We start from the raw sequence: 16,193 nt of genomic DNA, 5'->3' as shown, positions 1-16,193 counted from the left end.
ATGGGACCCGATTTTTTTGCTATAGAATTTACACACCGCTTTTATAAAAAAGAGCAAAATTGTCTCGGCAATTTTGCCTCCTCAAGCAGGTGGCGGACTGCGGAATACGAACAGCGAAAAAGGTGGCTGAAGAAATGAAACCTCCATTTCTTCAGCCACCTTTTTAATTAGAACTTCCAGTTTACACCGGCACGGATATTATACGTGCGTTCGAAATCATTGCCTACATAACGTTCAAAGTCGGCATAGAAATACTGTTGTTCACCGATTTTTGCAGAATAACCAAGTCCGAAAACACCCCAGGTTCCGCTCTGGTCGCCTTCATTAAAATAACGGTCACCTTGTGCAGATACGGTTACATCGTTACCGTCCATAAACTCATGGAGCAATCCGGCTTTGAAATACAATTTACTATCCAGTTTCGGATCCATCTTCTTCACGATATCAAATCCGAGTCTACCAATCAGGCTCCAGTCATGGTCGCCGGATACGCTCAGTCCCTGAGAATCCTTATAGTCATAGCCACCAATATAGGATAGCTGCAGCTGAGCCTGAGGCACCCAGAACCAATCCTTGTTCATCATCAGTTTATGACCATATTCCGTCGAAAGACTCCAGATATCCTGGTCATAGTCGCCGTCATACATCGTACCTGTCATACGATCGATGGCACTGTATTCCGTTTTTACATGATGATACTTCAGATAATTGTCCCAGTAAGCATGGGATTCCTTTTTCCATTCCGGTTTATTGACGAGACTTTCAGCCGAAGGATAGTACTCATGAGTATCGTACAGGTTCACGGAGAAGTCGCGTACTGTCAGGTCGCCGCCCCAGTCTTCAAAATAGCCATCCGGCTTCCCATAGGCCACAGAAGCACTGAAACGATGTTTCCGTTCGTCATTCTGACGGGCAATCGTGGTCCAGCCTAATTCATAGGTATTGCCTTCCAGTTCGCCTACGCCATCCACGCCCAGATTGTGATATCCAAGGCGGATCCAGCCGCCGCGGTCTCCTTCATCCGTAAAGTACTGACTTTGTCCGCTGCGCTTGGTAAACGTATCAAGATCACTCATATAACGCCAGACAAGATCTCTGACCCTTGAGGGCGTCTTAGCCCCATCGTTTACAGTCTGGTTCTTGATGAGGTATACGTTCTTGGCGCCTTCACCACCGTAGAGAGATTCCACGATTTCCGTGCCCGGTTTGCTGCTGTCCTCTGTGTAAGCAGCGCCGCCGTTCCGGTCATTATTGTATGCTTCCGTATTGAGCGGATCGGATTCATAATCACGATAAAGTATATTATAACTATTGTTATAGATTCCGGAAGTAACGACCGCCACCGTGCTGCCATCCACAAATTCATTCTGGGAATTCTTAATAGTAGCAAAACGGACCACATCTCCTACTTCCATCTGGCTATCGAGCGACTGAAGATTTTTTACATTCAGTGTCTGCGTCCCGCCGCCGTTCACGACATACAGCATATCACTCTGACTGCCGTCTTCAGCATCAAGGTCCATACTAAAAGTCAAATTACCGGACAAGTTTTCGATTTCCAGAGAATTGCCGCCATTTTCATAGGTGACATATCCTCCCGAACCGGATAACGTCGTGACGGATGACGAATCAGTCATGGTCCATTCACTGCCGTTATTAAGGGTGAGGTTAAGGATACCTGCCTCAGGTAAACTATTTTCCCAGTCTTCATCAGTCATAGAATCAGAATCCGGATTTCCTGCCAACAAGAGTTCCCTTCTCATCAGGGTTCCCGTATCAGCCATTCCAACAAGTATCGATGCATTATCGAGAGTTATATCAACCTTACTTTCAGTGGTGATATTGTCATCTTCCGGATTGTTCAGGTTGTATGCATACGTCAGCGTGTCACCGCCTGCAAGATAATCATCGCCGGAAGCAAAGACATCCCCATTGATATCGATTTTCCCATCATCTTCCGGAGCAATCGTAATCGTACCGTGGTCGTAGGCGTAGATATCGCCATTAATTTCACTGTCTTTGCCATACAGGGCCGTAATGACGGACGCACGATTTTCTTTGTCCTTAGTATAAGCAGACGACACATCAACAGCATAAAGAGACGGCTGCACGACACTTACAGATGCGACAGTAATTCCATTGCTATATGGAGTAAACTCAGGAAATTCGTCTATAGAACACCCTTGATAATACGTATGCGCTGCCGCCAAAGCCGTCGCACCGTTGATTTTTAAAGTCCCGTTTTGCAGTGTCGTATAACCACCTGTCATAGCCGCAACGGCAATGGGAGTCGATGTTGCAGTACTATCGCTGTTCGTATCGGAAGAAGCCGCCGTAATGGATATCGTTCCGTCCTGACCATCCAGGATCGTATCTGCCTTGCCAGCGGTCCAGAGTGCTATTTGCTCTGACGAGATATCACTATCGCCATTGACAGTAAGATCAGCAAAATAATCCACGTGGGCGCCAAACTGAGGTCCCTGGATTATATTGGTACCGCCGGCAGTCAATGTGGCGGTGGTACCGGCATAAATGTCAAGCCCGGTATCATAGTCACCGATAAGCTGGTTGTCACCGCCTGCATCCATAGTGATGTCACTATGCAGAAAATCTACCGTCGGCAGGGTATCACCCTCATCGAATTCAAGACTGGCATACCCGGAAGCAATCAGGCCATTACTGCTGCCTTTTACCACATTGTCTTGCCCTGCCGTCAGTGCAACAGTTCCAAAAGAGGGCATAATACTGCTTTGACTGCCTCCGAGAGATATGCCGTTAATAGGATCATATGTAGCCAAGGAATAGTTGAGATCTGATGACTCTGGGATATAGGATGGCACTGCTGTAATTCGATTGCTTCCTCCGGCAGTCATCGCCAGATTAACGCCTGAATACGTTCCTACAGCGTCGCCTTGCATACCCGTAGCACCAATCGAAATGACATTATCCCCGTCCGTTTTCATAGTAACGGAAGCCCCCGGTGTAGTTACATCCGGAGCAGTTGTGGGATCAGAATCTAGCCCGCTAACACGCACCCCAGAGAAATTCCCGTTTATAGTGATACCTTCTCCAGCTTCTAAATTGACATTTCCGCCAAGAACTATCATACCTGAAGAATCAACAAGTTCTGAAACAGTTATATTTTTAGCTGCTTCCACCGTTAATGTTTGGTTGTTATTTACGAAAATACCGCCGACAGACCCATCGGCAGTTACACTGCCTCCAGTACTTTTAATGGTATATGTATAGGGCTGGTCATTATTTTTAAAAGATATAGCAAAACCACTAAACCCAGAGCCGACATAAGAAATATCTCCCGCCTGGGTTAATGTACCACTCTCAGGAATCTGCAAATATTCTGCATCCACCGGCATCGCCGTTCCCATGACCCCTACAGTCATACTTAGCGCCAACAATACTTTCCTTCTCAATCCTTCCCTCATCATAAGTCTCTCCTCGTCACTTCACAGTAGTACAATTCTAAACTTCCAGTCAAATAAGCAAATTTTCTGGCAATAAATAAAAATTATATGCGAGTTAATTATATCATAATTATTTTAAAGAATATAGTATTTTTCGATATTTATTATTACATAAAATTATTGTATACAAAATAGACCTCTTCACTACTTCTGATTTCTCAAAAAGTGAAGAGGTCTGAATCACTGCATCAATTCAGCACGGTTTTTGCGCTAACTTAAAAATATGTCACAATCCCATACACCACCAAAAAGCCTACAATAACAGGCAGCACATACTTAAAATACCACTGGAACTTCCTCGGTACGGCAATGCCGTCACCTTCATTGGCTTCGGCAATGAAATGGTCGAATCCCCAGCCATATTTCCAGCAGCAGAAGATGGTAATGATGAGAGAACCCACTTGAAGACAAATATTGCTGACAAAGAAGTCCTCCATATCCATTACCGTATTGCCGGGACGCAGCGGCTGGAACCAGGACCACAGGTTGAAGCCCAGAGCACAAGGCACAGAACAGATTGCAATAACGATTCCGTTAATGATACCTGCTTTTTTGCGGGCAGCACCCTTAAGGTCAATGGCAAAAGCCTGCAAGTTTTCAAACACACCGATCATCGTAGAAAGAGCGGCAAAAGAAAGGAAAATAAAGAACATCGTTCCCCAGATGCGCCCGCCTGCCATTGAGCTGAATACTCGCGGCAGCGTGAGGAAAATCAGTTTCGGACCGGCATCCGGTGCAATACCATAAGCAAAGCAGGCCGGAAAAATGATCAGGCCGGCGGTAATTGCCACGAAGGTATCGAGCGCCGTGACCGTGACGGCTTCACCCATAAGGCGCTTATTTTTATCAATATAGCTGCCGAAGATTTCCATACCGCCCATACCGATACTGAGCGTAAAGAAACTCTGGTTAAGCGCTGCGTACATACAGTTCCAGAGCCCTGCCTTCTGCATGTTGGCAATGTTTGGCATCAAGTAGAAGGAAATACCTTCTGCCGCTCCGGGGAGCATCAGGCTGCGGATACCAAGGACCACCATCAGCACGAGAAGCGCTATCATCATCACCTTGGTGACGCTTTCCACGCCTTTCTTAAGGCCCATGCTGCAGATGACTGCCGTAGAAATGACGACAACAAGCATACTCGTAATGAGAATCTCCGGAGAAGACATCATACCGCTGAAGATGGCGCCCACTTCTTTTGTCCCGAGACCTGAAAAAGTGCCTTTGGCCATTTGCAGCGCGTAATAAAAAATCCAACCGGAAATCACGGAATAATACATAAGGAGCACATAGTTACCAGCCATGGAAAGATAGCCCATGATGTGCCATTTGCTTCCCTTTGGCTCAAGCATCCGGTACGCCGGGAGAATACTCCGCTTCGTGGCGCGTCCCATCGCATACTCCATCGTCATAATGGGGATTCCCAGAATCATCAGGAACAGTACATAGATCAGGACGAAAATACCGCCGCCGTACTGCCCCGTAATATACGGAAACCTCCAGACATTCCCTACTCCAATGGCACATCCTGCCGAAAGCAGGATAAAACCTAACCGCGATCCTAACGTTTCTCTTTGCTTCATTACCTGACTTCCTTCCTACAAATCTTACTGCATAGACATACATGAAGAGTATAGCCTATTATATGGAATAAAGCAAAAAAAGCAGGAACGAAAGTGGCTGATACAACCGTACGGGCAGGCTGCAGAGCAAAATCCCAGCAGACAGCCGATAGCATTTAGCAGATAGCTGCAATTAGCTATAAGTTCGTGAAATCGTCTTTTGCTTTAGGCATATAGCATTTAGCCCTGCCTGCAGCAGCATGATACTAGCCTTTCGCCGGAAATCATAAAGTAGCCGGAAATATTACAAAGTTTAAAGGCAGAGGAATGAGACCATTCTATTTGCAGGATAAATAGTAGGAATAAAATGGCAGCAATTAAGAGAAAGAAAATTACCATTACATAATTTTATAGCAGTCATAGCAGTTTTTATTTGTAAAGGAATTTGCTGAGACTTGACCCATCTTATCCGTATTTCATCTACTCATTATTTTTTTAGTCTTGAATTATTCTGATTTTCGTAAATTCTTTGACAAAATTGTACCTATTATTTATGATTACTGTGACTAGCATTTCTAATTTTCACATTTTATAAAACTAGTCAGAAATTTTCTGAAGAAAGGATAACCTATAAAGTTATGGTCTTAACCCAATTCCAAAAGAGTATTTTAAAAACCATAAGAGCGCATCCTGGGATTCGAGCTAGTAAAATCGCCTCTCTTCTCAAATTCGACCGAAAAGCGGTAAATCGTGAATTATACAGCAGTCTTAACCAATTATGTTACCAGGATTCCAGCTATTGTTGGTTTTTAAAAGAGCAAAAAGAGTCCCAAGACAGCAACGCCTCTGACTATCCGGACTTTTCGACTGATAAACTATTGGAACACATTTGTGAATATTATCTCAATTGTTTAAGTCTGGAAGAATCCAATGGTGTTTCAGCTTATCAAACTTCTAAATATAGTCTTGATTATACAGAGCTTAACAGCATTTCACTAAATACTATAAACCCCGAAACCAAAAAGCTCATTTCTAAAGTAACCCGCAGTAGAAATCTGACGGCTCATATCGGCTATCCCGTTCTTCTGGAAAAATTTCATTCCCGCAGAACAAATCAGGATTATTATAAAGTTGCGCCTGTTTTCTTGTTTTCAGTGGATTTACGAGGAGGAAGCGCAGAAATCGCGTCCCTTCCCTACATCAATATGGAGGTCATTAAGCACTATTCAGTAAAAGATATCAATCAACAGGTCTATGATCTTGTTGAATTAGAAAGCGAATTGGGTTTGAATGCTCCTGATGCCGATATTGATCTGGACGAATTAGCTGCCCGTTTACAAACTCTACGTACCTGGGAATGGAAAGATGACTTAAACCCCGACAAAATTACTACAGATCCTTCCCTCAGTTCATTGACTGAGGAAGGATTTTATAATAGAGCCATTTTTATCGTCTCAGAAAAATCTCCATACACGGAAGGTCTCGAATCTGAGTTGTCAAAGCTTTCGAAGATCAGCGAAGATGAATATCGGGATACCGCTTTATATCAATGGATACATCATGAAGCTTCCGAATCATCCCTACCTGAAGAAGACGTTCCCTTACTTGAAGTATTGCCCACTAATTCCGAACAGGAACAGGCAATTCGCCACGCCTTCCATGATAAATTAACTATCGTCACGGGACCGCCAGGCACTGGAAAATCACAAGTAGTTACCAATTTGCTGATTAATGCGGCCTGGAAAAAAGAAAGCACTCTTTTTACCAGTAAAAATAATAAAGCCGTAGATGTCGTAGAAACACGGGTCAACTCAATTGGCCGTCAGCCAATTATGCTTCGGATTGGCGGCACGCAGTACGCCTACCATTTAGCTGAACTGATTTCATCTTTACTGTCGTACCAAGCTGATCAAAATGACCAGGAAGAATATAAATTTTATCTCTCGCAGTATGAAGAAAAGGTAGAAGCTTATAAAAATGCCAAAAAGAAGACTGCTTCGATCATAGATTTGCGAAATCGTACTGACCATCTGGAACAAAAAGCCTGCAGCCTTCGTAAAGATTATGAGAAGTATTTTAATAAGATTTCTGCGGAAGATGCCCAAAATTGTGAGAAGGCATTTAATAAATATCAAGCGGCCTATCGGGATTGGTATGAAACAAGACATTCAATCCCCGGAAGAATTTTTTGGTTTCTGATTGGAAAAGAGAAAACCAGTATTCTCGAAAAAAGCCTATCTTCTATAAACACTTGCCTGCAAAAATATGGTTACACGCCGCCAGCTCTGGACAGTGCCTCTCTTACCGAAGATGCTCATGCAAAAATCTGCAAAATAGTTCCTCAATTTCTCGAATCAGTAAAAATCATTGGAGAATATCGGAGTGCACTGCAGGAACTGCTCGCAGAGCCACAGCTTGAAAATATAGACCGAGAAATACTGACGATAAAATCCGATCTAGCTGAAATAGCGGGAAAATTATGGAATAAATGGTTGGTAGCTAGACCCCTCAATATGGACTCCCAGTGCCGAAGCGAAATGAGTGATTACGTAGCTTCTATACGTCTAATTGGCAATGTGGATATTTCGGAATATCCAAGCATCCGTAAGCAGTTCAAAAAATTACAGCAAGAAATGACACAATTTCTTCCCTGTTGGGCGGTCACTTCTTTATCGGCAAAAGGGCGGATTCCTTTTGAACCGGGAATTTTTGATCTGGTTATTATTGACGAAGCAAGCCAGTGTGACATAGCCTCTGCACTCCCTATGCTCTACAGAGCCAAAAGGGCTGTAATCATCGGAGACCCGAAACAGCTGAGCCATATCAGCACCATTTCTAAAAAACAAGATATTAGTCTCCTGCAAAAATATGATTTAGAAAAACAACTAAGCTGGTCCTATTCCGTCTCATCTTTGTATAATCTGGCAAGCAGTTTAGTCAATCCAAACCAAATTATTAAATTACGCGACCACCATCGCAGCTATGGAGACATCATTGAGTTCTCCAACCAGGAATTTTATGATGGTACGCTCCGTGTAGCCACAAATTACGATAAATTGAAGTTCCCCAAAAACCTAAAACCGGGTATTCGCTGGATTGATGTCAAGGGAAAGACTGTGCGTCCTCCTTCCGGCAGTGCTTATAATGAAGCTGAAGTCAGAGGGATTGTTGATGAACTCAAACACCTGGTGCTTGACAACCAGTACAGCGGAACAATTGGTGTTGTCACACCATTTCGTGCACAAGCTGAAAAGGTAAATAAGGCCATAGAAGCAATTCCTGAATTAAAGAAAGAACTGGTAAAGAATGACTTTCTGGCTGATACGGTTCATAAATTCCAGGGTGATGAACGAGACGTAATGTTTTTCTCGCCAGTTATCTCAAATGGAGTAAGTCCCGGAGCCCTTGAGTTTCTTAAAAGCACAGGAAATCTTTTCAACGTCGCCGTCACCCGAGCCCGTGCTGTGCTCATTGTCGTTGGAAATGCCGACTACTGTTCCAACTGTGAAGTAAAATATATCAAGGATTTCGTAAGTTACGTTAATCAACTGGCAACAAAAAAATCTAAAGAAGTTCAAGTAGAATTAGGAGAGTATCCATCATCCCATGATTATCCGAAGGTAGCTAATCCTGAACAAGTCTCCGACTGGGAACGTCAGTTCTATACAGCACTCTATGATCAGGGTATTAAAACAATGCCCCAATACCCAGTGGAAAAATACAAGCTTGATTTAGCTATTGTGCAGGGAAAGAGGAAACTTGATATTGAAGTTGACGGAGAACGGTATCACAGAGATTGGAATGGAGAACTTTGCTATCGAGATCAACTAAGAAATCAAAGATTATTTGAACTCGGCTGGGACGTCAAACGTTTTTGGGTATACCAAATTCGCGACGATTTGCAGTCTTGCATAGACGAAATCAAAAATTGGTGTGAAAAATAAGTAAAAATTGGCTGTGAAGCAACAAAAAATTATTGTTTCACAGCCGATTTTTCGTATATTACGCTCCCGTCGAACTGACTGCAGGAATTAAGGAGTAAATGATGCCTGCATTCTATCTGAGGAGTCTGCCAATAAAAATGTAAGCATTAGCGTACTAACCCCTGCCCTCTAGCCGCTAACCACTCTTCCGTAGGCTCGGCTAAATGCCAAAAGTCATATGCTACATGCGCATTTTTGCCTTCTTCTATCTGCCTTTACGCCTTCTCTATCCTTCTCATAATGAGCAGCGCTGCCAGCGTAAACAAGACGCACAACACGGCCATAGCCATGCCGACGGAGACGCTCCCCTGCTCAAATTCGCTCATGATGAAGGTCGATACAGTGAGCGTATTAGGCGGTGAGATAAGGCTCGAAGCCACAAGTTCGCGGAATACGATGATAAAGGTCATCATCCACCCGGCCAGGATGCCTTTCATGACAAGGGGCAGCGTAATTCGGCGAAAGACGTAGGCTTTGCTGCCGCCGCACACGCGCCCGGCCAGAAGCAGGCTGTCGCTGACCTGTAGCAGAGATGACGAGACATACTGTACGGAATACGGAAGGAACATGACAGAATACACGAGCAGCATGAAATATAACGTATTGTACAGAGGTACGACATCATAGAGCTTATTCCAGAAAATCATCATGCCGATGACAAGCACGATATTCGGAATCATCTGCGGGAAAAGGGCCATACCTTCGATAAAGGGGTGCCACTTCGGCACGTTGTGAATCGCAACGACGATTAATGTGCCGGCCACACTAACGAGGGTTGCCGACCCAAAAGCCATAAGCGTACTGGTAGCGAGCGCCTTGACACCGGCATCACTTTCCGTAAAGAGTTCCACATAATGATCCAGCGTAAAGTTTCCCGCCGCCAGACCATAGCCGCGCAGTTTAATGAGCGATGTCGAAATCACGGAAAAATAAGGAATGCCAATCGTCACTATGAGGAGAAGCGCAATATAAAGGCCGCCAAAAAGCGTAACAACATGCCCTGATTTTACCCCTTCCCGCACACCTTTGCCGCCGACGATTTCATAATGATGATGCTCTGTCACATACGACTGAATCAGCCACATGATCATGCAGATCATGACAAGGACGGAAGAAAGGCTCGCTGCCGTACCGAAATCAATCGGTGCGGTTGAGGCATAGCGGTGGATATCCGTTGTGAAGACAGTAAAGCCGATACGCCTGCCGAGTGTAGCCGGCGTACCATATTCGGATAGTGTCTTCACAAAGACAAGCAGCATGGCAATGGCGTAGTTGCCCGTCAGAAGAGGCAGCGTAATGCGCCGCATGCGGTACCAGAAGCTCCCGCCGCAGATGCGCCCGCTTTCGTCAAGATTGTCCCCGAGGTTCAGGATGGCATTTTTCAAGATTGTTGTCATGAAAGGAAAAGAATGGAAACTCATGACGAGTGTCAGTCCGGCAAGAGATAAAAAAGCCTCGGACAGATGGCCCGTAAATGGGAACAACTGCTGAAAAAGACCGCGTTTCTGGACAAAAAGAATCCATCCCATCGACGCAATGTAAGGCGGTGTCATAAAAGGCACAAGAAAGATAATGTCGAGCCATTTGTAGCGGGCAAAGCGGCTCCGAGCCAGGAGAAAGGCCAGCGGCGTCGCAAGAAGCGTTGATACGATGACGACGAGAACGCCCAGAAGGAGTGAGTTTGAGATTGTTTCCAGGTTGCTGCTTTTTAAGATGACGGCCAGAGCCTTACCCGGTGCAAACTGCCCGTCCACATTCACCCCTTCCCAGAATACGGTAAGTACTGGGAAGATGATAAAGAAAAGCTGCAAAGCTGCAATCACAAGAAGCTGGATCTTTTTGTGTTTATTCATAAGCAATCACGAGCTGACCTGTAAAAGATCAGCTCGTGCCTCCAATCTGACCGGTAGTTCCGGATTTTATTTGCAGAGTGCCACCAGTTTTGCCGCATAATCGGCAGCGTTCTTCATCATTTCATCCCAGTTATGTTTGAGCTGAGGAATATCCGATACGTTTGGACGCTTATCGGTCTTGATATCCTTGCGGCCCGGCAGCAGGTAAGCGTCACCAACCAGTTTCTGGCCTTCGTCACTCAGCAGAAAATCGACAAAAGCCCTGGCATTATCAAGGTTCTTGCTGCTCTTTAAAATCATGGCAGGTCTCGGGTTGATGATGGTACCGGACTTCGGATAATACATGGCGAGCGGTTCACCCTTCTTGATGCTGCTGAAACCGTTATAATCCACGCCGGCAATAAGGATACCTTTTTCGCCTGTCGTTACGGCTTCGAGAGCTGCCTTATTAGCGCCCGGAATCATGAGGCCGTTCTTTCTGAGATTTTCCCAGGTCTTCCAGCCATCCGGACCTTTAGCATTCATATAACCAGCCAGGAAATCCTTGCAGGCTCCGGACTTTTGCGGATCCGGAATAGCAATCTGGTCCTTATACTTCGGGTCAGCGAGTTCATCCCAATCAGCATCCAGTTTCGGAATCAGTTTCGTATTGTAAATGACCCCGACGGCAGAAGCACTGGTACCAAAGAGCATGCTGTCCTTATCGACCCAGCCGTCATACATCTTATCCACGTTTTTCGGTTTATAGCTTTGCAGTACACCCTTATTCTTGAGGGACAGGCCGTCGGACCAGGAAGCAAGAACGACAACATCAGCTGCCGGATTATCCTTTTCCGCTTCCAGTCGTGCCAGAATCTTGCCCGTCGTGCCTTCAAAAAGTTCCACCTTCACGCCGGTTTTCTTTTCAAAAGCCTGGACATACTTCTTGTTGAGGCCGGAAGGACTCGGCATATACACGACAACCTTACCGGACAGCTTCTTGTCCGCATTCTTTTTCGCCGGTTCATTCTTACTGCCGCAGCCGGCAAGACCGAGACACAGAAGCGCTGTCATTCCTACTGCTAAACCTTTCTTTAACCACATGTGCATTCTCTCCTTTAAAGTATAAAATAGATATCCCTCTGCGAGGGGCAAAGCCTATTAATGAATTCCTTCAGCAAACTGGTAAATCTGGTTCGGAGCTACAAAAAGAGTAAGATCATCGTCAGGGCTGTACTTTTCAGGACTCGTTACAACCCATTGAAAACCATTTCCCTCAACGACGAGTTCATAGCCATTTCCCATGAACTGGGAGGAAACAACGTGCGTCGCGAACTTTTCAGCCCCTTCAAAAGGCGCCAGTTTAATATGTTCCGGACGTACCATGGCATGGTCGTTGATCCAATTGGACTTGCCGATAAACTTAGCGACAAAAGCGGTCTGCGGGTGCTGGTAAATCTCTTCCGGCGTCCCCATCTGTTCGATGTGTCCCTGGTTAATGACGACAATCTTATCACTCATACTCATCGCTTCCCGCTGGTCATGCGTAACAAAGACGGACGAGATTCCCAGTGACTGCGTAATTTTCTTCATTTCCACGCGCATACTTTCGCGCAAGAGGGCATCCAGTGCCGAAAGCGGCTCATCAAAGAGCACGCAGTCCGGATGACCGATTATGGCACGGGCAAGGGCCACGCGCTGCTGCTGACCGCCTGAAAGCTCTTTGGGAAGGCGCTTTTCGAAGCCTTCCAGGTGAACAATGGCAAGGGCCTTTTTTACTTCGGCGTCCAGCCCCTCCGTTTCCTTACGGGCACGCAGCGGAAATGCCACGTTTTCAAAGACCGTCATGTGCGGCCAAAGGGCAAAATCCTGAAATACAAAGCCAAGATGCCGCTCTTCAGGAGGAACAAATATTCCTTTTTCACTCGAAAAGACGCAGCGGTCATCAAAATATATGTCTCCCGAATCCGGCGTTTCAAGACCGGCTATCATGCGAAGCAGCGTCGTCTTGCCGCACCCTGACGGGCCGAGGAGTGTCGTAAAGCTCCCGTCTTCAATCTCCAGATTCAAATTACGAATACCAAAAGCCGGAGAGTAAACCTTGCTGAGATCCTTAATGCGGATTCTCATCACAAACCGCCTCCTTACTTATAGGAATAAGTATAGATGATGGAAGTAAAGGACATGTAAAATTTGCAAAGAAAAAGTAAATAGATGATAGAGATCAGGGATTAATACTGTAAGTACTAGCAGTAACTTTGTGTGAATAAAAAGGCGCTTTTGGCATTTAGCATTTGGCATTCAGCTCAGCCTGCTAAAAAGTGGTTAGTGGATAGACGATAGTGGTTAGTACTGTAGTGCTGGCATCTACCTTGGCGGATTCTTGATTATAGATAAGAACAAGCAGCTAATTGGCCTTCGGCAGAGAGGGGCATCATTACAAGCGCTTTATCGAATCAATTCTTGTTGTCATACTGAATACCCACCGCAAGCGGTCCCCCTTATTTTTTTATCAAAAAAACGAGGGCAAAGGGCCGGTGCTTTTATTTTTGTTTCAACAGGCGGAATGCGGGAGGCATTTTTTACAAAATAAACACCAAGGAACCTGTTTCCTATTCAGAAACAAGTTCCTTGGTGTAGTGACCATGAGAGGTAGTATTTTATTTAACGGAAGTTGGTTAAAGGACTTACTTTTTCAGTGCCATAGCTTTTTCAATCTCCGCGACGTACATGACGGAATAGTCCTTATCCGGGAAGGTCTCCTCTGCTAACTTGGCATCAATGAAGTTCTCCGGCTTCTGGGGCTGCGTATAAAGGGTCTTGCAGAAAAGCACATACTTACCTTCTTCATATGTGGGCTGGCCATCCACATGAGTGAGATGGAGGCCTGCTTTTTCGATTTTGTCAGGTACATCCTTGCCGGAGTGGCTGCCCAGATACAGCAGTTCATCCTGGTGACCCTCAAAGAATGTCAAGGTAAAACGGCCGCTGGCGTCCATAAATTTCTTGGTGTAACGCTGCGGACGGATGAATACGATAGCAACTTTCTTTTCCCATACGTTGCCGAAGGCGCCCCACCCTGCTGTCAGCGTGTTAGCCTTGCCGCCAGATTCCGCCGTTACAAGATACCAATGATCTCTCATTCCCACAATCGGATCCAGAATAGAAGTAATCTTGGAAAGTTCAATTTCTCTCGTTTTCATTTTCAAATTCCTCCTCCGTGTTTACAGCCGTTCACAGCCTTCAGGTACCCATTGACGCATGGCTTCACGACGATTAAAGAGCTCACCATCGGCAAAGAAAGTGCCATCACCATTGGCGTGAAACGTTCTTCGCTCCGTCCGGTCCGGATTTTCCCAAAGGCGCAGTCCTTTAAAAATCAAGATACCGTAATCATCGACAACTTGTTCCAACCGGCATTCCAGGGCAGCCAGACATTCTCCGATAAGCGGAGCCCTGACAGATTTGCCGGGCAGTTTAGAAAAATGGCAGTCTGTGAATTTATCCACTTTACTGCCGTTTGTGGTACCAATGCGGATGGCCGCATCCAAGAGGTCCACGCCAGGTACGCAAAGGGTGCATTCTTTCGTATCGAGAATGCGCTGATACGATTCGTTCCACGGGCCCGTCGTAATGGCAATATGCGGTGAAAAATCCATGACCATATGCCATGATATCGTCATAATGTCATCCGTTCCGGCATCATGAGTCGTCACAAGAAGCACCGGTCCCGATTCAAAATACGTAAATGCCCGTCTGAGATTCCCCTGCTGCATCTTCTCACCCACTTTCACCTATGAAAAAGATACGACAAAAATTCAAAAAATTCAGTGGCTAAGATTAAGAAAATATGTGGTAAATAGTAAGAAAATAAAGATTAGAAAACCAAAAGATAATAATAGATTACCGAAAGCAAAAAAGATTTAGTCAATGCAAAATCTGCATTTAAATATGAAACAAAGACAGCTTTATTTATATCATTTTTTCATCGAATAATTAGAAACAATCAGATAATTTATATTGACAAATTAATTGAAGAGTAAGATAATATGGCTATCGAGCGATATATTGGTTATTGTTTATAGAATATTGCATTTTTACTGAGGAGTGTATCGCTATGGAAATCACGACTGAAAAGCTTTCGAAGTTACCCGAAGATACGCAGGCTTTCACAAAGTTTCTTACTGACCTGCGCCATGAATTGCACCGCCATCCGGAACCTTCCATGAAAGAAGTTCACACGGCTGCGTTTGTTGCCGATATATTAAAAAAGCTGGGGCTTGAAGTAACGGAACATATTGGCGGCACGGGTGTTGTTGCCACCCTTTCAAATGGTACTTCCAAAAAGGCCATTGGTCTTCGAGCTGAATTGGATGCCCTGCAGATGCAGGAAACCAACGGCGTCCCTTATGCATCCGAAAATGCAGGCTGTGCCCATGCCTGCGGTCACGACGGTCATATGACAATGCTGCTCGGAGCTGCTATTAAACTGGCTCATGACCGTAATTTCAACGGCACAGTCCGTTTCTTCTTTCAGCCCGGTGAAGAAAGCGGTGAAGGTGCCAAGGCCATGATTGCTGACGGTGTGCTCGACAAATTACCAGTCGATGAAATGTTTACCATTCACAATTCCCCGACCAAAGCTTTTGGAACGATTCGGACGAATACGGGCGGATTTCAGGCGAGTGAAGATGACTTCAAAATTTCCATCACAGGTAAAGGTGGGCATGCTTCCAAACCGCATTTGGCGATTGATCCGCTGGTAATCGGCGCTGAAGTTGTTCTGGCACTGCAGACCATCGTTTCCCGCTATGTCAGTCCGCAGGACTGTGCCGTAGTTTCCTGCACTGAATTCCATACGGATGGATCCCATAATGCCATCGGTACTCATGCTGTCATTACAGGTGATTGCCGCAGCTACTCTCCTGCGGTCCAGGACATCATTGAAAATAAAATGCGTGCCATCGTTGATCACATTTGCACTCTGAACGGTGCGACAGGCACAGTAGAATACGACCGCTGCTTTGCACCGACTATTAATGATTCAAACTGTACAACACAATTTGTCAAGGCAGCCCGCGACGTTCTCGGCAAGGAAAACGGCGTGGACGACGAAGTACCGTCCATGGGTTCTGAAGATTTTGGTGCTTTTCTCCTGGAAAAACCAGGTGCTTATGCAGACCTTGGAACCTGTGAATTGAAGGATAGCTCCCAAGCTGTCGGTCTGCACAATGCCGCTTTTGATTTCAATGATCATGCCATTGCAAAGGGTGTCGATGTCTGGTGTCAGCTAGTTAAAAATTATCTGGCTGAGTAAGACTTGTTTTCGGTGAG

9 protein-coding genes are annotated in these 16,193 nt (G+C 45.3%); 2 read left to right on the top strand and 7 right to left on the bottom strand.

Annotated elements, in window-relative coordinates:
- Window positions 1–167: 167 nt before the first annotated feature.
- Together LKE33_08670 and LKE33_08665 are read right to left on the bottom strand one after the other, a co-directional pair.
- Window positions 168–3,446 carry an autotransporter outer membrane beta-barrel domain-containing protein gene (locus LKE33_08670; protein MCH3950985.1) on the bottom strand — a complete coding sequence of 1,093 codons (3,279 nt, stop codon included), beginning with the start codon at window positions 3,444–3,446 and terminating at the stop codon, window positions 168–170.
- A 251-nt stretch (window positions 3,447–3,697) separates the two neighbouring features.
- Complete coding sequence (locus LKE33_08665) at window positions 3,698–5,065, bottom strand: sodium-dependent transporter (GenBank protein ID MCH3950984.1); 1,368 nt, start codon at window positions 5,063–5,065, stop codon at window positions 3,698–3,700.
- A gap of 617 nt (window positions 5,066–5,682) precedes the next feature.
- Here LKE33_08665 and LKE33_08660 point away from each other — a divergent pair.
- The gene (locus LKE33_08660; protein MCH3950983.1) at window positions 5,683–8,988 is read left to right on the top strand and encodes an AAA domain-containing protein; all 3,306 of its coding nucleotides are present in this window, start codon (window positions 5,683–5,685) and stop codon (window positions 8,986–8,988) included.
- 254 nt (window positions 8,989–9,242) lie between these two features.
- Here the strand turns inward: LKE33_08660 and LKE33_08655 are convergent, their stop codons facing one another.
- From LKE33_08655 to LKE33_08635, 5 genes are all read right to left on the bottom strand, one after another.
- The gene (locus LKE33_08655) at window positions 9,243–10,880 is read right to left on the bottom strand and encodes an iron ABC transporter permease (protein ID MCH3950982.1); all 1,638 of its coding nucleotides are present in this window, start codon (window positions 10,878–10,880) and stop codon (window positions 9,243–9,245) included.
- A gap of 66 nt (window positions 10,881–10,946) precedes the next feature.
- Window positions 10,947–11,963 (bottom strand): ABC transporter substrate-binding protein, encoded by a 1,017-nt coding sequence (locus LKE33_08650; GenBank protein ID MCH3950981.1) that lies wholly within the window; start codon window positions 11,961–11,963, stop codon window positions 10,947–10,949.
- A 57-nt stretch (window positions 11,964–12,020) separates the two neighbouring features.
- Window positions 12,021–12,989: an ABC transporter ATP-binding protein gene (locus LKE33_08645; protein MCH3950980.1), complete on the bottom strand. Its 969-nt coding sequence runs from the start codon at window positions 12,987–12,989 to the stop codon at window positions 12,021–12,023.
- A 557-nt stretch (window positions 12,990–13,546) separates the two neighbouring features.
- A complete protein-coding gene (locus LKE33_08640) occupies window positions 13,547–14,062 on the bottom strand; it encodes a flavin reductase family protein (GenBank protein ID MCH3950979.1) in 516 nt (171 codons plus the stop codon).
- Between the two features lie 21 nt (window positions 14,063–14,083).
- On the bottom strand, window positions 14,084–14,635 hold the full coding sequence (locus LKE33_08635) for a flavin reductase family protein (protein MCH3950978.1): 552 nt from the start codon (window positions 14,633–14,635) through the stop codon (window positions 14,084–14,086).
- A gap of 341 nt (window positions 14,636–14,976) precedes the next feature.
- Between LKE33_08635 and LKE33_08630 the strand changes: the two genes are divergently transcribed.
- Window positions 14,977–16,176, top strand: a complete 1,200-nt coding sequence (locus LKE33_08630) for an amidohydrolase (protein ID MCH3950977.1) — start codon at window positions 14,977–14,979, stop codon at window positions 16,174–16,176.
- Window positions 16,177–16,193 lie beyond the last annotated feature (17 nt).

This window comes from Acidaminococcus sp. (assembly GCA_022482815.1).
Taxonomy (GTDB): Bacteria; Bacillota; Negativicutes; order Acidaminococcales; family Acidaminococcaceae; genus Acidaminococcus.
This window is presented reverse-complemented; position numbering and strand designations above follow the sequence as displayed.

Excerpts from the sequence above, each read along its gene's own strand:
- LKE33_08670 (MCH3950985.1), bottom strand. The coding sequence starts at position 3,446 with ATGATGAGGGAAGGATTGAGAAGGAAAGTATTGTTGGCGCTAAGTATG.
- LKE33_08665 (MCH3950984.1), bottom strand. The coding sequence starts at position 5,065 with ATGAAGCAAAGAGAAACGTTAGGATCGCGGTTAGGTTTTATCCTGCTT.
- LKE33_08660 (MCH3950983.1), top strand. The coding sequence starts at position 5,683 with ATGGTCTTAACCCAATTCCAAAAGAGTATTTTAAAAACCATAAGAGCG.
- LKE33_08655 (MCH3950982.1), bottom strand. The coding sequence starts at position 10,880 with ATGAATAAACACAAAAAGATCCAGCTTCTTGTGATTGCAGCTTTGCAG.
- LKE33_08650 (MCH3950981.1), bottom strand. The coding sequence starts at position 11,963 with ATGTGGTTAAAGAAAGGTTTAGCAGTAGGAATGACAGCGCTTCTGTGT.
- LKE33_08645 (MCH3950980.1), bottom strand. The coding sequence starts at position 12,989 with ATGAGAATCCGCATTAAGGATCTCAGCAAGGTTTACTCTCCGGCTTTT.
- LKE33_08640 (MCH3950979.1), bottom strand. The coding sequence starts at position 14,062 with ATGAAAACGAGAGAAATTGAACTTTCCAAGATTACTTCTATTCTGGAT.
- LKE33_08635 (MCH3950978.1), bottom strand. The coding sequence starts at position 14,635 with ATGCAGCAGGGGAATCTCAGACGGGCATTTACGTATTTTGAATCGGGA.
- LKE33_08630 (MCH3950977.1), top strand. The coding sequence starts at position 14,977 with ATGGAAATCACGACTGAAAAGCTTTCGAAGTTACCCGAAGATACGCAG.